The following is a 14,698-nucleotide window of genomic DNA, read 5'->3' as shown; positions in this document are numbered from 1 at the left end:
GACGTGAGCCTTGCTCTCGCACCCCTGCCACGCCGGGCCTCCGCGTTCGCGCCGGTCCTGCCCCTGGTGGCGGTGTTCGCGCTGCTGGCCCTGCCCCTGACGTACGAAGGGGCGGGGCCCGCCGACGTGATCTCGGGGCTGCTGGTGGTGTACTGCGTGATCCGTCTGCTGCGCGAGCGGCGGCGTCCGCTGTCGCCCGCCGCGGCGATGGTGCTGGGCCTGCCGGTCGTGGGGCTCGCGCTGTCCGCCATGGGGGCGTCCTCGCCCGAGGCCTCGCTCACCGGCTTCGGCCGCTATCTGCAGGTCTTCGTGCTCGTCCCGGCGGCCGTGCTGACGCTGCTCCGCGGCCGGGCCGACTTCCGGGTGCTGGCCTGGTCGTTCGTGGGGCTCGCGCTGTGGCAGGGGGCCATCGGCGTGCACCAGTACGCCACCGGGACCGGCGCCTCCTACCAGGGTGAGCCGATCCGCGCGGTCGGCACCTTCGGGGCGCAGGACGTGATGGGCATGGCGTCGGCGGTCGCCCTCGGTCTGGTGTGCGCGGTGGGGATCGCGCTGGGCCGGGCGCCGGTACGGCAACGGGCGGCGGCCACCGGCTGCGCGCTCGCGCTGCTGCTGCCGCTCGCGCTCTCCTTCAGCCGGGGTGCCTGGATCGCGACCGCCCTGGCGTGCGCCGTGCAACTGGCGCTGGCCGGGCTGCGGCGCGCGCTGAAGGCGGCCGCGGCCGTGGCCGCCGCGGGGGTGGTCCTGATGGGCGGGTTCGGCGTCGGCACGACGCAGCTGACCGAGCGGATCGACAGCATCACGCAGGTCGCCGACGACCCCGACCAGTCCGTGGTGGACCGGTACGCCCTGTGGGCCTCCGCCGGCGACATGTGGCGCGAGCACCCGCTGACCGGTGTCGGCCTGAAGGGCTTCCCCGAGCATCGCGACGGGCACGCCACCCTGGCGCTGTCCTCGGGCAGCGACATCGCGGGCGCGGGATCGGAGTACCACAAGCAGGCGCTGCTCTCGCCGCACAGCATGTACCTGCTGGTGCTGAGCGAGCAGGGCCTGATCGGGCTGCTCACCCTCGCCGGAAGCTGGCTGGCGCTGCTCGTGCTCGGGCTGCGCGGGCTGCTGCGCGTCCGTCGTCGCGGACCGGGACCGGACTGCGGGCTCGTCGCCTGCGGGCTGCTGGTCTGGCTGCTGACCGACTACGTGTACGGAGACATCGGCGGCCCCTCGACGGTGCTGACCGCCCTGGCCCTGGGGCTCGCCGCCTGGTGGGCGCTGGGCGACGGTGAGCGGGGGCACCTCGTGCCGAGGGGTGGCCCGCAGGAGCGCCTCGAGGAGGCCGCGGCGCGATGACGGTGGTGCCTTCGCAGACTCCCGGACACGGAACCGACCGGGCCTCGACCGTCCCCGCGGCGCGTGCCGCGCCCCCGGTCGGGGACGGCACCGACCCGTCGTCGCCCTCGGCCTCCCGGAAGTTCCTCGCCAGGGCCACGCTCGTCACGGCGGCGTTGTCCATCGGCGGCTCCCTGCTCGGCCTGGTGCGCGACCAGTCGCTGGCGCGGCTGTTCGGTGCCGGGAGCGACACGGACGCCTTCCTGGTCGCGTGGACCGTGCCCGAGCTGGCCGCCACGCTGCTGATCGAGGACGGGCTGGCGATCGCGCTGATCCCGGCGTTCAGCATGGCGTTGGCCCGTCGCGCCCGGGGCGTGGCGGGCGATCCGGTCCGCGAGCTGGTCGCCGCCACCCTGCCGCGTCTGTGCCTCGCCTTCGCCGCGGTCGCCGCGCTGGTCGCCGGGACGGCTCCCTTCCTGGTCGAGGTGCTGGCGCCCGGCCTGCCCGACCCCCGGCTCGCCGTCGACTGCACCCGGCTCACCGCGATCAGCCTGCTGGCCTTCGGACTCGCCGGGTACTGCAGCGCCGCCCTGCGGGCCCACCGCCGGTTCTTCGCGCCCGGGGCGATCTACATCGCGTACAACACGGGCATCATCGCCGCGATGTTCCTGCTCGGCGATGAGTGGGGCGTGCGTGCCGCGGCGGTCGGGGTCGCGGTGGGCGGCTGTCTGATGGTGGCGGTGCAACTGCCGTCGCTGTGGCGGCAACTGGCATCACGCGCGCCGGCTGTCGGCGGGACGCAGGCCGGCGGCGAGGAACGACCGGTGCGGCTCGCCCTGATCGCCGCCGTCCTCCTGTTCGCCCTGTGCCGCCAGTCGCAGGTCCTGGTCGAACGCTTCCTCGCCTCCTCCCTGCCGGCCGGGGCCATCTCGCACCTGAACTACGCGCAGAAGGTCGCCCAGATCCCGATGACCCTGTCGCTGATGGTGTGCACGGTCACCTTCCCCGTGGTGGCGCGGGCGCTCGCCGACGGTGACACCGAACGGGCCCGCGACCGCGTGGAGCGGGATCTGGTGCTGTCCTCCTGTGTGGTGCTGCTGGGCATGTGCGCGGTGATCGCCTGTGCCCCGCAGATGATCGAACTGCTCTTCCAGCGCGGCGCGTTCACCGCGAGCGACACCGCGGCGACCTCCGACGTCATGCGGGTGTACGCCCTCGGGCTGCTGGGGCAGACCCTGGTGGGCACGCTGATCCGCTCGTACTTCTCGGCGGGCCGGCCCAGCTGGTATCCCCTCGCGGTGATGGGCGTGGGCATCGCCGCGACGTCGTTGATCGGCGCCGTCGCCGTGCGCCCCTGGGGGGTGGCGGGGATCGCCGCCGCCAACGCCGTCGGCATCACCGTCACGGCCGCCCTGCTGCTGGCCGGTCTGCGGACGGCCCGGCGCGGCGGCGCCGGCGGTGTCCGTCTCCGTGTCCGCCAGGTGCTGGCCGAGTTGGGCCGGCCGGTGCTCGCCTCGGCCGGCGCCACCGTCGCCGGGGCGTTCGCCGCGAGCCTGGTCGACTCCCCCCTGGCGGGCCTCGCGGCCGGCTGTCTCACCGTGACCGCCGTCTTCGTCGCGCTCTCCCTGGCCCTGGGCGTCCAGGGCTCCGCATCCGCGGTGCGCTCCGTACGCACCATCACCCGAAAGCTCACTCATGACCGTTTCCGTTGATCCCGTCGGCTCCGCCGGTTCCGCTGGTTCCGCCGTCTCTGTTGATTCCGTCGGCACCGGCAGGCTTCCCGCTGCGCCCCCGGGTCCCGTCCCGTGGGTGGCGATGTACCACTCGGTGGGTGACTGCTCCGACGATCCGTACCGCATCACGGTCACGCCCGAACGGCTCGAGGAGCAGCTGGCCTGGCTGCGCCGACGCGGGCTGCGCGGCGTGTCCGTGGCCGACCTGCTCGCCGCCCGCGCCCGGGGCGAGGGCCGGCGCCTGGTCGGGCTCACCTTCGACGACGGGTACACCGACTTCGTCACCGAGGCCCTTCCGCTGCTGCGCCGCTGGGACTGCGGCGCCACCCTGTTCGTGCTGCCCGGACGGCTCGGCGGCGACAACGCCTGGGACCCGCTCGGCCCGCGCAAGCCGCTGCTGACCGCGGACGGCATCCGGCACGCGGCGGCCGAGGGGGTGGAGATCGGCTCGCACGGGCTGACCCACGTCGACCTCACCCGGGCGGACGGGCCCACCCTCGATGCCGAGGTCACCGAGAGCCGCGCGCGGCTGGCGGAGCTGACGGGCACCCGGCCCGACGGCTTCTGCTACCCGTACGGCACGGTCGACGCCCGCGCCGTCCAGGCGGTGCGGAAAGCGGGATACGCCTACGCCTGTGCCATCGATCCCGGCACGCTGACCGGCCCGCACGCCCTGCCGCGCGTGCACATCGGCCAGAACGACACGGCCTGGCGCCTGCACCTGAAGCACCGTCTGCACCGGTGGCGCCGGCGTCCGGTGGAGGGTCTGTGAGATGAGGGCTCTGCACATCATCACCGGTCTCGGTGTCGGCGGGGCCGAGCAGCAACTGCGTCTGCTGCTGCGTCATCTGCCCGTCGGCTGCGACGTCGTGACGCTCACCAACCCGGGTGCCGTCGCCGAGGGGCTCACCGCCGACGGGGTCCGCGTCGTGCATCTCGGCATGGGCGGCAACCGTGATCTGGCCGCGCTCCCCCGGCTGGTCCGGTTGATCCGGGCCGGCGGCTACGACCTGGTCCACACGCACCTGTACCGGGCCTGCGTCTACGGCCGGCTCGCCGCGCGGCTGGCCGGGGTCCGCGCGGTCGTCGCCACCGAACACTCCCTGGGCGACACGCAGATGGAGGGCCGCAGGCTGACCGCGGGGGTACGGGCGCTGTACCTCGGCAGCGAGCGGCTCGGGTCGGCGACGGTCGCCGTCTCCCCGGCGGTGGCCGACCGTCTGCGGCGGTGGGGCGTGCCCGCTCCCCGTATCGAGGTCGTCCCGAACGGCATCGACCTGGACCGCTTCCGCTTCGACCCGGAGCGGCGCGCGCACACCCGGCGGAGCCTCGGTCTGCCGGAGGGCGCGTTCGTCGTCGGCGGCGTCGGCCGGCTCGCCCCGGGCAAGCGGTTCGACGTCCTCGTCCACGCCCTCGCCCGGCTCCCGGACGACCACTGGCTGCTGCTGGTGGGCGGCGGCCCCGAGGAGCACCTCCTGCGCCGCACGGCCGGCGAGGCCGGTGTGGCCGGCCGCGTCCTGTTCACCGGCGAACGTCCCTACGGCCTGGACGGCTCGCCGGGCCCCGACCTGCCCTCGCTCCTGTCGGCGATGGACCTGCTCGCCTCCCCGTCCGCGGAGGAGTCGTTCGGCCTGGCCGCCGTGGAGGCGCTGGCGTCGGGCCTGCCCGTGCTCTACGCGTCCTGTCCGGCGATCGAGGACGCGGTGCCGTCGGCCGCCGGTGCCCGTCGGGTGCTCGGCGGCCCCGAGGAGTACGCGCGCGCGATCTCCGAGGTCCGCACGGCGGGCCCCGGGCCGCGCACGGCACCCGAGGCCGCTCGGCGCTACAGCATCACCCGCAGCACGGCCCGCCTCATGGACGTGTACGCGGCAGCCGTCTCCCGTTCCCCCTCATCCCTCTCACCCCTCGGAGCCAGCACGTCATGACCGACACTCCGGCCCGTCGGCACCGCCTGTTCCCGGACCGTCTCAGGAGGCTGCCGACCTGGTCCGTACTCGTGGTCGGCGGCACTCTCGTCGGCGGCCTGACCGGCGGCGCGTACGGCATGCTCACCCCCACCACCTACACGGCCACCAGCTACGTCGTCGCCGTACCGACCGCGAAGTCCACCCCGGAGTCCGCCCGCGGCTTCGCCCAGGCGTACGGACGGGTGGCCACGCAGCTCGCGGTGCTCGGGGACGCCCAGGTGTGGGCGGGTGTTCCGGTGCGGACCCTGCGGGACAGCGTGCGTACGGCGACCTCGCCGGACGCGCCGATGGTCGCCGTCTCGGCCACCTCGGCGAACCCCGGCCTCGCCGTCGACATGGCCAACGCGGTCTCCCGCGCGCTGATTCGGCACGCGGACCACACCAAAGGCAGCACCCAGGTCCGGCTCGTGCAGTTCTCGCGTGCGGTGAAACCGAACGAGCCGACGTCCGCGTCGCCCGCGGTGACCACCCTGGTGGGGGCGAGCGCGGGCGGGCTGCTGGGCTCGCTGGCCCTGCTGACCCGGCCGCGGCGCAACGGCCAGAACGCCAAGAACTCCAAGGATGCCAAGAACACCAAGAACACCGAGAACCCCCCGGCCGCCTCGGTGCCCGGCCCGGCCACCGCCGCCGACGCGCGCAAAAAGCGGTGACCGCGGTGTACCCGGCCGGGCCGGCTGCGGCGCTAACCCATGCGCGACCACCAGTCGAAGCGGAAGCAGAGCTTCCCGCCGAGCCAGTGCTCCACCCAGTCGCCCAGGTCCAGCGGCGGGCAGCTCGTCGGCGGCTTCGGCTCGGTGGGCGGGAGTGTGGGCGCGGGTGTGGGGGTGGGCGCCGGGGTCGCCGTGCCGGTGCGGCCGAACAGCGTCGTCCGGTAGACGCGGGACGATTCCGGGTTGTCGCCGCACTGCCACACACCGTGCGGGCAGTAGTCGGTCACCGTGTTGTACAGCGGCCGGTGCTCGTCCATCCACGCGAGCATGCCGCGCATGTACTCGGGATTGTCACCGTTGCGGAAAAGCCCCCATTCGGGATAGGAGATGGGCTTGCCGTGGGATTTCGCGAAATCCACGTGGTCCTGAAGTCCGTACGGCTCCTCCACCTGTTCGTCGAACGGCATTCCGGCCGGCTGGTCGTAGGAGTCCATGCCGAGGATGTCGACCGTTCCGTCCCCGGGGTAGCACTGCGTCCAGGGAACGGAGTCCCGGCCGCGGCTCGGCGCGAAGTCGAACCGGAACTTCTGGCCCGGCACCGCCCGCATGGCGGTGACGATCCTGTTCCAGTACTTCTTCCAGGCCTCCGGATCCGGCCCGCACCGGTGGGTGTACGTGGCACCGTTCATCTCCCAGCCGAGCACGAGGATCGTGTCCGGCACCTTCAGCCGGACCAGCCGCTCGGCCAGGGCACGGAAGTGGTGATCGAACTCTCCGGCCGCGCCCCGCCGCAGCAGTTGCCGGACCTCCTCGTCGGGGACGCCCTCCTCGTTGCGCTCCTGCATGGGCACGTTGAGGACGAGCATCCGGTCGTCCTTCTTGTTGCGCCAGTGCGCCCACTCCTTGAGGAAGTCGACGTCGCCCGCGATGTCGCTCCAGTGGTTGCCGGGCAGGTAGGTGTGGCCGACGCGGAGCTCGGCACCGCCCAGCCAGCGGCTGAACTGCTCCATACGGGCCACACCACGGGCGTCGGAGGCGAGGAAGGCGCCGAAGGGCGGGAACTTCCCTTCCGGTACCGGACGGGACGGCCCCGGGCTCGGGGACGCCTTGACGGACGCCGCCGGACCCGGCGCCGGAGCGCGGGAGTCGTCGCCCGCCACCTCCACCCCCGTGCCCGCCATGAGACCGAACGCCAGGGCGGCCGACACCGCGATCGCCACCGCGCCCACGACCGGCCCGCGAACCCGGACACGCTCGTGCTGTGGGGCCATACCGACTCCTCTCTTCGCTCTCGTTCGACCTTCAGTTTCTGGACTCTTTATTGACGAACAGTCATACGAAAGTCAGTCACAGGAAATCCCGTGACGCCACTGACATGCGGCTTCCGAGTGCCGCGCTCCCCCGTGCGGGCGAGCCGATCGAAAAGAAACCCGAAGAACCCCGAAGAACCCTGCAGAACCCCCGAAGAAGCCTGCAGAACCCCGCAGCACTCGAAAGAACTCGAAAGAACTCGAAAGAAGGAGGAATTCGTGCCGCTGCTCGACACCCGCGTCCCCGCCGTCATTCTGCGGATCGACCGGAATCCCTTCCATCACGGAACGCTGGGAGCCGTGCGTTCGCTCGGCAGGGCGGGAGTGGAGGTGCATGTCGTCGCCGACGAGTCCAGAAGTCCCGTTCACCGCTCACGTTATGTCCGGCGGCTGCATCCACCGCCGGCACCCGGCGCGTCCACGGACGACATCCTCGCCGTGCTGCGCCGCGTGGCCGACCGGATCGCACGTCCCGCCGTCCTGGTCCCGATGGACGACGCGAGCGCGATCGCCGCCGGGCACCTGCGGGACGCCCTGGCACCCTCCTACCTGCTGCCCGAGATGCCCGGCACGCTGCCCGAACGCGTCGCCGACAAGGCGGAGCTGGCCGCCGTGTGCGCGTCCGCGGACATTCCGCACCCGGTCACGCTCGTCCCTGACAGCCCCCAGCGGGCCACCGAGGACGCGTGGCGGCTCGGGCTGCCCCTGGTGGCGAAGTGGAGCCGGCCCTGGCTGCTGCCGGCCGGCAGCGGGCTGCGCAGCACCCAGCTGGTGCGGTCCGCGGAACAGGCCCGGGAGCTGTACCGGCGCACCGACGAGGCGGGCAGCCGGCTCCTGTTGCAGGCCTACCTGCCGCCGGGGCCGGACCGGGACTGGTTCTTCCACGGCTACGCCGACCACTCGGGCACCGTGCGCACGGGTGGGCCGGGCCGGAAGCAACTGTCCTGGCCGCGCGGCGCGGGGCTGACGGCGGTGGGCTGCTGGACACCCAACGCCCAGGTGCAGGCCCTGGCCGAGCGGCTCGCCGGCGAACTGGGCTACCGCGGCGTCTTCGACCTCGATTTCCGCCGCTGCCACGCGACGGGCCGGTACCACCTGCTCGACTTCAACCCGCGCCCCGGCGCCCAGTTCCGGCTCTTCGAGGACAGCGCCGGACTGGACGTCGTACGCGCCCTCCACATGGATCTGACGGGCCGTCGCCCGCCGGCCGGCGAGCCGGTGGCCGGCCGGACGTTCGTGGTGGAGAACTACGCGCCGCTCGCCGCGCTGCGCACGGCGCCGGGCGGACGCGAACTGGCCTGGTACGCCCGGGACGACCGCGGACCCGGACGGGCGATGTGGGCCCTGTGGGCCCGTCATGTGTCCGGCCGGCTGCGCGAGCGGCTGGGCCCCGGCACGGCGGCGGCACCGGCATCACCCCTGATCCCCCGGGCGGCCTCGCCCTCCCCGAACGACAACGAGAAAGCGAGCAGTTGATGATGTACGACCTTCTGGTGGTGGGCGCCGGACCGTACGGTCTGTCGATCGCGTCCCACGCCGCGGCCGCCGGGCTGAACCTGCGCGTGTTCGGTCGGCCCATGGCGTCCTGGCGGGACAACATGCCCGCCGGCATGTTCCTGAAGTCGGAGCCGTGGGCGTCCAACCTCTCGGATCCGGACGGGGAGTGGACCCTGGCCGCCTACTGCGCGGAGCACGGCCTGACGGCACGACACGCGGAGCCGATCCCGGTGACGGCGTTCGCGGAGTACGGCCTGTGGTTCGCCCGCCATGCCGTTCCGGGGATCGACGAGCGCATGGTGTCCCGGGTGGCGTCCGGCCCCGCCGGCTTCACGGTGGTCACCGACGACGGAGAGGCGCTGCACGCGCGGACGGTGGCGCTGGCGGTCGGTGTGATGCCGTTCATCGAGGTGCCGCAGGCCCTGCGCGGACTGCACCCCTCACTGGTGACGCACAGCAGCCATCACAGCGACCTCGACCAGTTCCGCGGCAAGGACGTCACGGTGCTCGGCGGCGGCCAGGCGGCCCTGGAGACCGCGGCCCTTCTCGCCGAACAGGGCACGCGCGTACGGGTGCTGGCGCGGGCGGACCGGGTGCATTGGAACGACGTGCCGCCGGCCTGGGAGCGCCCCTGGTGGCAGTCGGTCCGCTCCCCGCACAGCGGTCTCGGCCCCGGCTGGCGGAACTGGTTCTACTCCGAGCGCCCCGGCCTCTTCCGGCGGCTGCCGCAGCCGACCCGGTCGCACATCGCGGCCACGGCGCTGGGTCCGGCGGGCGCCTGGTGGGTGCGGGACCGGGTGGAGCGCGCGGTGGAACTGCTGCCGGGCCACGAGGTCACGGAGGCCTGCGCGGTGCCGGGTGGGGTACGGCTGGACCTGGTGAACCGCACGGGTGAGTCCCGCTCCCTCGGGACCGAACACGTCATCGCCGCCACGGGGTTCCGGGTGCACCGCGAGCGGCTCGGCATGCTCTCCGCCGAGCTGCGCGGGACGCTGGCGGCCCTGCCCGACGGTTCCCCGGCGATCGGACGGGGCTTCGAGTCCTCCCATCCCGGACTGTTCTTCGCGGGCCTGACGACGGCGTCCGGCTTCGGCCCGTCCATGCGCTTCGTCCAGGGCGCGACGTACACGGCGGCGGCACTCGTCCAAGGGGTGCGCCGCCGGCTCAGGTCCACCCCCGCGCGGGGAAGGGTCCCGGTCCCGTCGGCCGTCGGCCGGGCCGACTCGCCGACGCCGGTGAGCCTCTGACGGGAAACCCTTTCCGTACAGCACTGAGCCCCCGGACCGGCCCGGGCCACCGTACGAGGTGGTCCGGGCCGGTCCGGGGGCCCGCCCGGTCTCAGAGCTCCGGGAAGCCGCGCGGTGCCGGGCCGACGGGGCCCGGCACCCGGGAACTGCTACCGGCGGAGGGCGACGCGACCGCGGCGGTACAGCAGCGCCCCGCCCACGAGCAGGGTGGCACCGGCGGCCGAGGCCGCCAGCATGCCGTCACTGCCGGTCTCGGCCAGGTGCGGCGGCGCACCGGGCTCCTCCACGTCCTGCGACGGCGTGTCGACGACGTTCGTCGGAGGCGGGGTGTGCGTACGCGTGGGCGGCGACGAAGGCGTCTCACGCTCAATGCGGTCCTCGAGCTCGGGCGACCGGCCCTGCTCGTTGCGGCAGTCGTTGTCGGACGCCCCGTTGAACAGCCCGACCAGGCCGACGTTGTTGCCGCACACGTTCAGCGGCAGGCCGAGGGGGACCTGGACGAGGTTTCCGGACAGCACACCGGGAGAGTCCTTGGCGACCCCCTCCGCGTACGCGCCACCGCCGCCGGAGCCGCCGTGCGAGGTGTTGCGGCAGTCGTTGTCGGACGCCTCGTTGAACGCCCCGATCAGGTCGACGTTGTTGCCGCACACGTTCACCGGCGCGTGCACCGGCGCCTGGACGAGGTTTCCGGACGCCACACCGGGAGAGTCCTTGGCGACCCCCTCCGCGTACGCGCCACCGCCGCCGTGACCGTCGGAGCCGCCGTACGAGCGCTCGACGGAGGACCGGTTCCCGGGCCGGGGCCCGGACTTGTCCTCAGCCTTGGTCTCGGACGTGTGCGACGTGTTGGCGCACACGTTGCCGGAGGCCTCGTTCAGCACGGAGACCGCACCGACGGTGTTGCCGCACACGTTCACCGGCACCTCCACCGGCACCTGGACGTTGTTCCCGGACGCCACGCCGGGAGAGTCCGTGGCTACCCCCTCCGCGTACGCGTCGGCGAAGGCGGGGGCGCCGTACAGAGAGAGAATGCCCGTCGCGGCGGCCGCCGCGAACACTCCCTTGCTCAGGGTCTGTCGCAATGTCGTTCGTCTTCCTGCTCGAAAGAAGTGGGAAAGCCGGCGGCCTCGACACGGAGATCGACGCGCGAGGCCGGCCACGGCGGAGCCGGGAGGCTGGTACGTGGACACCACGGCACGCTCACCGTCGGGGATGCCTGCGGAAGATGCCGGTGTACCGCGGACGGAGCAGCACAGCGCTTTCCTTTCTCGTGGCGTCGCAAGCCCTTCTGCTTCATCAACCCGACGCACGGGAATCGGTTGCGCAGATTCACCCGCTTGGCCCACTCGGCCCACTTGGGGCATCCGCGGCTACGACACCACGTCCTTGCGGGCGAAACCGCGGAAGGCCAGCGCGAACAGCACCAACGCGTACGTCACCGAGACCGCGGCGCCCTGGATCATGCCGGACCACTCCGGATCCGGCTGGACGGCGTCCGCCCAGGCGAACTGCCAGTGCGCGGGCAGGAAGTCCCGCCAGTCGCCGAGGGCGGTCACCGCGTCGAGGACGTTGCCGACGATGGTCAGTCCGACGGCGCCGCCGACCGCGCCCAGCGGGGCGTCGGTGCGCGTCGACAGCCAGAAGGCGAGCCCGGCGGTGACCAGCTGGGACACGAAGATGTACGCCACGACCACCACGAGCCGCTGCGCCGCCGTCGCGGGGTCCAGCGAGCCGCCGGTGGGGATCCGCAGCGGGCCCCAGCCGTAGGCGGCGGTGCCGACGGCGAGCGCGACGACCGGCAGCAGCACCATCGCGGCGAGGCTGAGCCCCAGCCCGACGACGAGCTTGGACCACAGCAGCCGCATGCGCGGCACCGGCGCGGCGAGCAGATAGCGCAGCGAGGACCAGCCGGCCTCCGAGGCGACCGTGTCCCCGCAGAACAGGGCGACCGGGATGACCAGCAGGAAGCCCGCCGAGACGAACAGGTTCACGGCGGCGAAGTTGGCGCCGGAGGCGGTGGCCGTGTCCATCAGGGTGATCCGGCCCTCCCGACCCTCCGGCTCACCGCCGATCGCGAAGGCGACGACCAGGACGAACGGCAGGGCGGCGAGGATCGCGCCCATGACGAGCGTGCGGCGGCGCTTCAGCTGCCGGACCAGCTCGACCCGCAGCGGCAGCGTGCGGCCCGCGCGGTAGCCGTCGGCCACCTCCACGGGCCCGGTCGGCTTCCCGGGCCCGCCGGGCTCCGTGAGCCCGGTCCGCTCGGTGAGCGTGCTCATGCGGAACCTCCGATCATCGTGAGGAAGGCGTCTTCGAGGCGGCGGTGCGGGCCCACCGACTCCACCGGCACCTCCAGCCGGACCAGTTCGGCGACCAGGCGGGCGGCGGTGCCGTCGGCGTCGAGACGGACCAGCAGCCCGTCGTCGACGCGGACCGCCGAGGCGACGCCCGGCAGGGCGGCCACCTTCTCGGCGAGCGGCTCGTCCACGGGGGACCCGGTGCCCACGAGCAGGGTGTCGCCGGAGCCGACGATCTCCCGCACCGGCCCGGCCTGGACCAGCCCGCCGCGGTCCATGACGACGAGGTGGGTGCAGGACTGCTCGACCTCCGACAGCAGATGGCTGGAGACGATCACCGTGCGGCCGGCGGCCGCGTACCGGATCATCACCTCGCGCATCTCGCGGATCTGCGGCGGGTCCAGCCCGTTGGTCGGCTCGTCCAGGATGAGCAGGTCGGGCAGGCCGAGCATGGCCTGGGCGATGGCGAGGCGCTGGCGCATGCCCTGGGAGTAGGTGCGCACCGCGCGGGCGAGGGCGTCGCCGAGGCCCGCGATCTCCAGGGCCTCGTCCAGGTGGGCGTCCTCGGGCGGGCGCCCGGTGGCCCGCCAGTACAGCTCCAGGTTCTCCCGGCCGGACAGGTGCGGCAGGAAGCCCGCGCCCTCGACGAAGGCGCCGACCCGGGAGAGCACCGGGGCGCCGGGGCGGATGGCGTGACCGAAGACGCGGATCTCGCCGCCGTCGGGTGTGATCAGGCCCATCAGCATGCGCAGGGTGGTGGTCTTGCCCGCGCCGTTCGGCCCGAGCAGGCCGAGGACCTGGCCCCTCTCCACACGGAAGGACAGGTTCCGCACGGCGTACCGCTCGGCGGAGCGGGCGTAGCGCTTGCTCAGGTCCGTGATCTGCAGGGGCACGTCCGCGAGTTCGGGGTCGGGGGGCGCGGCGGCCGTGCGACGGCGGCCGGTGAGCACCAGGACGAGGGCGGTCACGGCTCCGGCGAGCGGCAGCCACCACACCCACGCGGGCAGCGGGGCCGCCGCGGTGGTCACCCCGGGCGCGGTGGGCACGGTGAGGTCGCCCTTGAGGGAGACGGTGTACGTCGCCGGGGCGACGGGTGAGGCGTAGCCGAGGTCGGTGGAGGCGAGGACGAGACGCAGGCGGTGGCCCTGCCGGACCTCGTGGTCGACGGCCGGGAACGTGACGGTCACGTCCTTGCCGGCCTTGGCGTCCTCGACGCGGACCGGGGCGACCAGCTGGGACGGCAGCACCTGCTGCCGCCCGTCCGGGCCGACGTCGTACACCTTCCCGAAGAGGACGGCGTCGTCGCCGGTCGACCTCACGTGCACGGTGGCCGTCGGCGATCCGGTGATCCGCAGGTCGCCGGTGACCGGGGCCGACTCGAAGCGGGCGTGCTGGCCGGGGAAGTCCAGGGAGACGCCGACGCCGAGCGAGGACAGCTGGGAGAGGCCGCCGGCACCGCCGAGGCCGGGCAGGGCGGAGACGGCGGGCGGGTTGGCGCCGGCCGGGTTGGCGAAGCTCTGCTCGCCTCCGGTGAGGGGGATGGACCTGCCGCCGCCGGTCAGGCCCGGGTAGCGGTCCGCGCTCGCACCGCTCAGCACGGCCCGCCCATTGGTGGAGTCGACGCCTCCGGTGCGGGTGACGCGGAAGGCGGGGCCGGTGTCGGCGCTCTTGTCGTCCTTCAGGTACCGGTCGAACCAGGCCAGGGTGCGGGTGCGGACGCGGTCCGCCTCCGGTTCACCGCCGTCGTGCCCGCCGGCGATCCAGTCGACGTCGACCGGGGCGCCGTTGGCCCGGATCGCCTTCGCCGCGGCGTCGGCCTGGCCGAGCGGGAACAGGGAGTCGTTCTGGCCCTGCATCAGCAGCGTCGGTACGTCGATGCGGTCGGCGACGGCGGACGGGGACCGCTCCTTCAGGAGCGCGACGGCCTCGGCGTCCGGGGTGCCGGACTCGGCGACCCGCTCGTACATCCGGCACAGCGCGGGTTCGAACTTCTCGCAGCCGCCGCCGGTGTTGACGAAGACGCCCGCCCACAGCTTCTTGAACACGCCGTTCGGGAACAGCGCTTCGGCGAGGTCGAAGTAGGTGATCGCGGGGGCGAGGGCGTCCACCCGGTCGTCGTGTCCGGCGGTGAGCAGCGCGATGGCGCCGCCGTAGGAGGCGCCGGCCATGCCCAGGCGCGGGTCGCCGGCCTCGTCCAACTGCACCTCGGGCTGCTCCGCCAGCCAGTCGATGAGCCGGGAGACGTCGGCGACCTCGCCCTTCGGGTCGTTCAGCCCGATCTTCCCGGTGGACTCGCCGAAGCTGCGCGCGGACCAGGTCAGTACCGCGTACCCCTCGCGCGCGAGTTCCTCGGCCTGCTGCCGTACGTCGTCCTTGCTGCCGCCGAAGCCGTGCCCGAGCAGCACGGCGGGGCGGCGGCCGTCCGGGCCGGCGGTGAAGTACGAGGTGTCGATGCGCACCCCGTCGGCCGTACTCGTGGTCCGGTCGGTCCGGCTGACCGCGGGCGCCGGGTCCTCGGAGGCGACGGCGGTCCACGTACCGGCCCCGGCGAGCACGACGACGGCGGCCACGGCGGCCAGCGTCCGGCGCGGCCGCCACGAACGGGGCCACCGCAGTCCGGGCCGGCCGGGCATTCGAAGATCCATGCGTCAACCGTACGGGCCGCTCCATC

Annotated in this window: 11 protein-coding genes; 7 read left to right on the top strand and 4 right to left on the bottom strand. The window is 73.5% G+C overall.

What is annotated here, in order from left to right; translation table 11 throughout:
- The first annotated feature begins 3 nt into the window (after positions 1-3).
- The 5 genes from AC6F7H_RS18760 (at position 4) to AC6F7H_RS18740 (ending at position 5,676) form a co-directional block, all read left to right on the top strand.
- Positions 4-1,347: an O-antigen ligase family protein gene (locus AC6F7H_RS18760; protein ID WP_500758098.1), complete on the top strand. Its 1,344-nt coding sequence runs from the start codon at positions 4-6 to the stop codon at positions 1,345-1,347.
- A complete protein-coding gene (gene murJ / locus AC6F7H_RS18755; RefSeq protein ID WP_500758097.1) occupies positions 1,344-3,038 on the top strand; it encodes a murein biosynthesis integral membrane protein MurJ in 1,695 nt (564 codons plus the stop codon). The genes AC6F7H_RS18760 and murJ overlap by 4 nt, the downstream gene beginning before the upstream one ends.
- A 103-nt stretch (positions 3,039-3,141) precedes the next feature.
- Positions 3,142-3,831: a polysaccharide deacetylase family protein gene (locus AC6F7H_RS18750; RefSeq protein ID WP_500761924.1), complete on the top strand. Its 690-nt coding sequence runs from the start codon at positions 3,142-3,144 to the stop codon at positions 3,829-3,831.
- A gap of 1 nt (position 3,832) precedes the next feature.
- On the top strand, positions 3,833-4,984 hold the full coding sequence (locus tag AC6F7H_RS18745; RefSeq protein WP_500758096.1) for a glycosyltransferase: 1,152 nt from the start codon (positions 3,833-3,835) through the stop codon (positions 4,982-4,984).
- Positions 4,981-5,676, top strand: a complete 696-nt coding sequence (locus AC6F7H_RS18740) for a YveK family protein (protein WP_500758095.1) — start codon at positions 4,981-4,983, stop codon at positions 5,674-5,676. The genes AC6F7H_RS18745 and AC6F7H_RS18740 overlap by 4 nt, the downstream gene beginning before the upstream one ends.
- A 32-nt stretch (positions 5,677-5,708) precedes the next feature.
- Here AC6F7H_RS18740 and AC6F7H_RS18735 read toward each other — a convergent pair whose 3' ends face one another.
- Positions 5,709-6,947 carry a glycoside hydrolase family 26 protein gene (locus AC6F7H_RS18735; protein WP_500758094.1) on the bottom strand — a complete coding sequence of 413 codons (1,239 nt, stop codon included), beginning with the start codon at positions 6,945-6,947 and terminating at the stop codon, positions 5,709-5,711.
- A gap of 258 nt (positions 6,948-7,205) precedes the next feature.
- On the opposite strand from AC6F7H_RS18735, the gene AC6F7H_RS18730 reads away from it, so the two are divergent.
- Both AC6F7H_RS18730 and AC6F7H_RS18725 read left to right on the top strand, forming a co-directional pair.
- Positions 7,206-8,462: a carboxylate--amine ligase gene (locus AC6F7H_RS18730; RefSeq protein WP_500758093.1), complete on the top strand. Its 1,257-nt coding sequence runs from the start codon at positions 7,206-7,208 to the stop codon at positions 8,460-8,462.
- Positions 8,463-8,464: 2 nt separating this feature from the next.
- The gene (locus tag AC6F7H_RS18725; protein WP_500761922.1) at positions 8,465-9,730 is read left to right on the top strand and encodes an NAD(P)-binding domain-containing protein; all 1,266 of its coding nucleotides are present in this window, start codon (positions 8,465-8,467) and stop codon (positions 9,728-9,730) included.
- Positions 9,731-9,879: 149 nt separating this feature from the next.
- Here AC6F7H_RS18725 and AC6F7H_RS18720 read toward each other — a convergent pair whose 3' ends face one another.
- The 3 genes from AC6F7H_RS18720 to AC6F7H_RS18710 form a co-directional block, all read right to left on the bottom strand.
- Positions 9,880-10,812 (bottom strand): chaplin family protein, encoded by a 933-nt coding sequence (locus AC6F7H_RS18720; protein ID WP_500758092.1) that lies wholly within the window; start codon positions 10,810-10,812, stop codon positions 9,880-9,882.
- Between the two features lie 288 nt (positions 10,813-11,100).
- Positions 11,101-12,009 carry an ABC transporter permease gene (locus AC6F7H_RS18715; protein WP_500758091.1) on the bottom strand — a complete coding sequence of 303 codons (909 nt, stop codon included), beginning with the start codon at positions 12,007-12,009 and terminating at the stop codon, positions 11,101-11,103.
- A complete protein-coding gene (locus AC6F7H_RS18710) occupies positions 12,006-14,672 on the bottom strand; it encodes an alpha/beta fold hydrolase (protein WP_500758090.1) in 2,667 nt (888 codons plus the stop codon). The genes AC6F7H_RS18715 and AC6F7H_RS18710 overlap by 4 nt, the downstream gene beginning before the upstream one ends.
- Positions 14,673-14,698: the final 26 nt, after the last annotated feature.

Source organism: Streptomyces sp. MMS24-W38 (assembly GCF_059889265.1).
This window is presented reverse-complemented; position numbering and strand designations above follow the sequence as displayed.

What these genes read in the sequence shown, in the direction of transcription:
- AC6F7H_RS18710 (WP_500758090.1), bottom strand. Translation starts at nt 14,672, where the DNA reads ATGGATCTTCGAATGCCCGGCCGGCCCGGACTGCGGTGGCCCCGTTCG.
- AC6F7H_RS18735 (WP_500758094.1), bottom strand. Translation starts at nt 6,947, where the DNA reads ATGGCCCCACAGCACGAGCGTGTCCGGGTTCGCGGGCCGGTCGTGGGC.
- AC6F7H_RS18750 (WP_500761924.1), top strand. Translation starts at nt 3,142, where the DNA reads ATGTACCACTCGGTGGGTGACTGCTCCGACGATCCGTACCGCATCACG.
- murJ (WP_500758097.1), top strand. Translation starts at nt 1,344, where the DNA reads ATGACGGTGGTGCCTTCGCAGACTCCCGGACACGGAACCGACCGGGCC.
- AC6F7H_RS18725 (WP_500761922.1), top strand. Translation starts at nt 8,465, where the DNA reads ATGTACGACCTTCTGGTGGTGGGCGCCGGACCGTACGGTCTGTCGATC.
- AC6F7H_RS18740 (WP_500758095.1), top strand. Translation starts at nt 4,981, where the DNA reads ATGACCGACACTCCGGCCCGTCGGCACCGCCTGTTCCCGGACCGTCTC.
- AC6F7H_RS18715 (WP_500758091.1), bottom strand. Translation starts at nt 12,009, where the DNA reads ATGAGCACGCTCACCGAGCGGACCGGGCTCACGGAGCCCGGCGGGCCC.
- AC6F7H_RS18745 (WP_500758096.1), top strand. Translation starts at nt 3,833, where the DNA reads ATGAGGGCTCTGCACATCATCACCGGTCTCGGTGTCGGCGGGGCCGAG.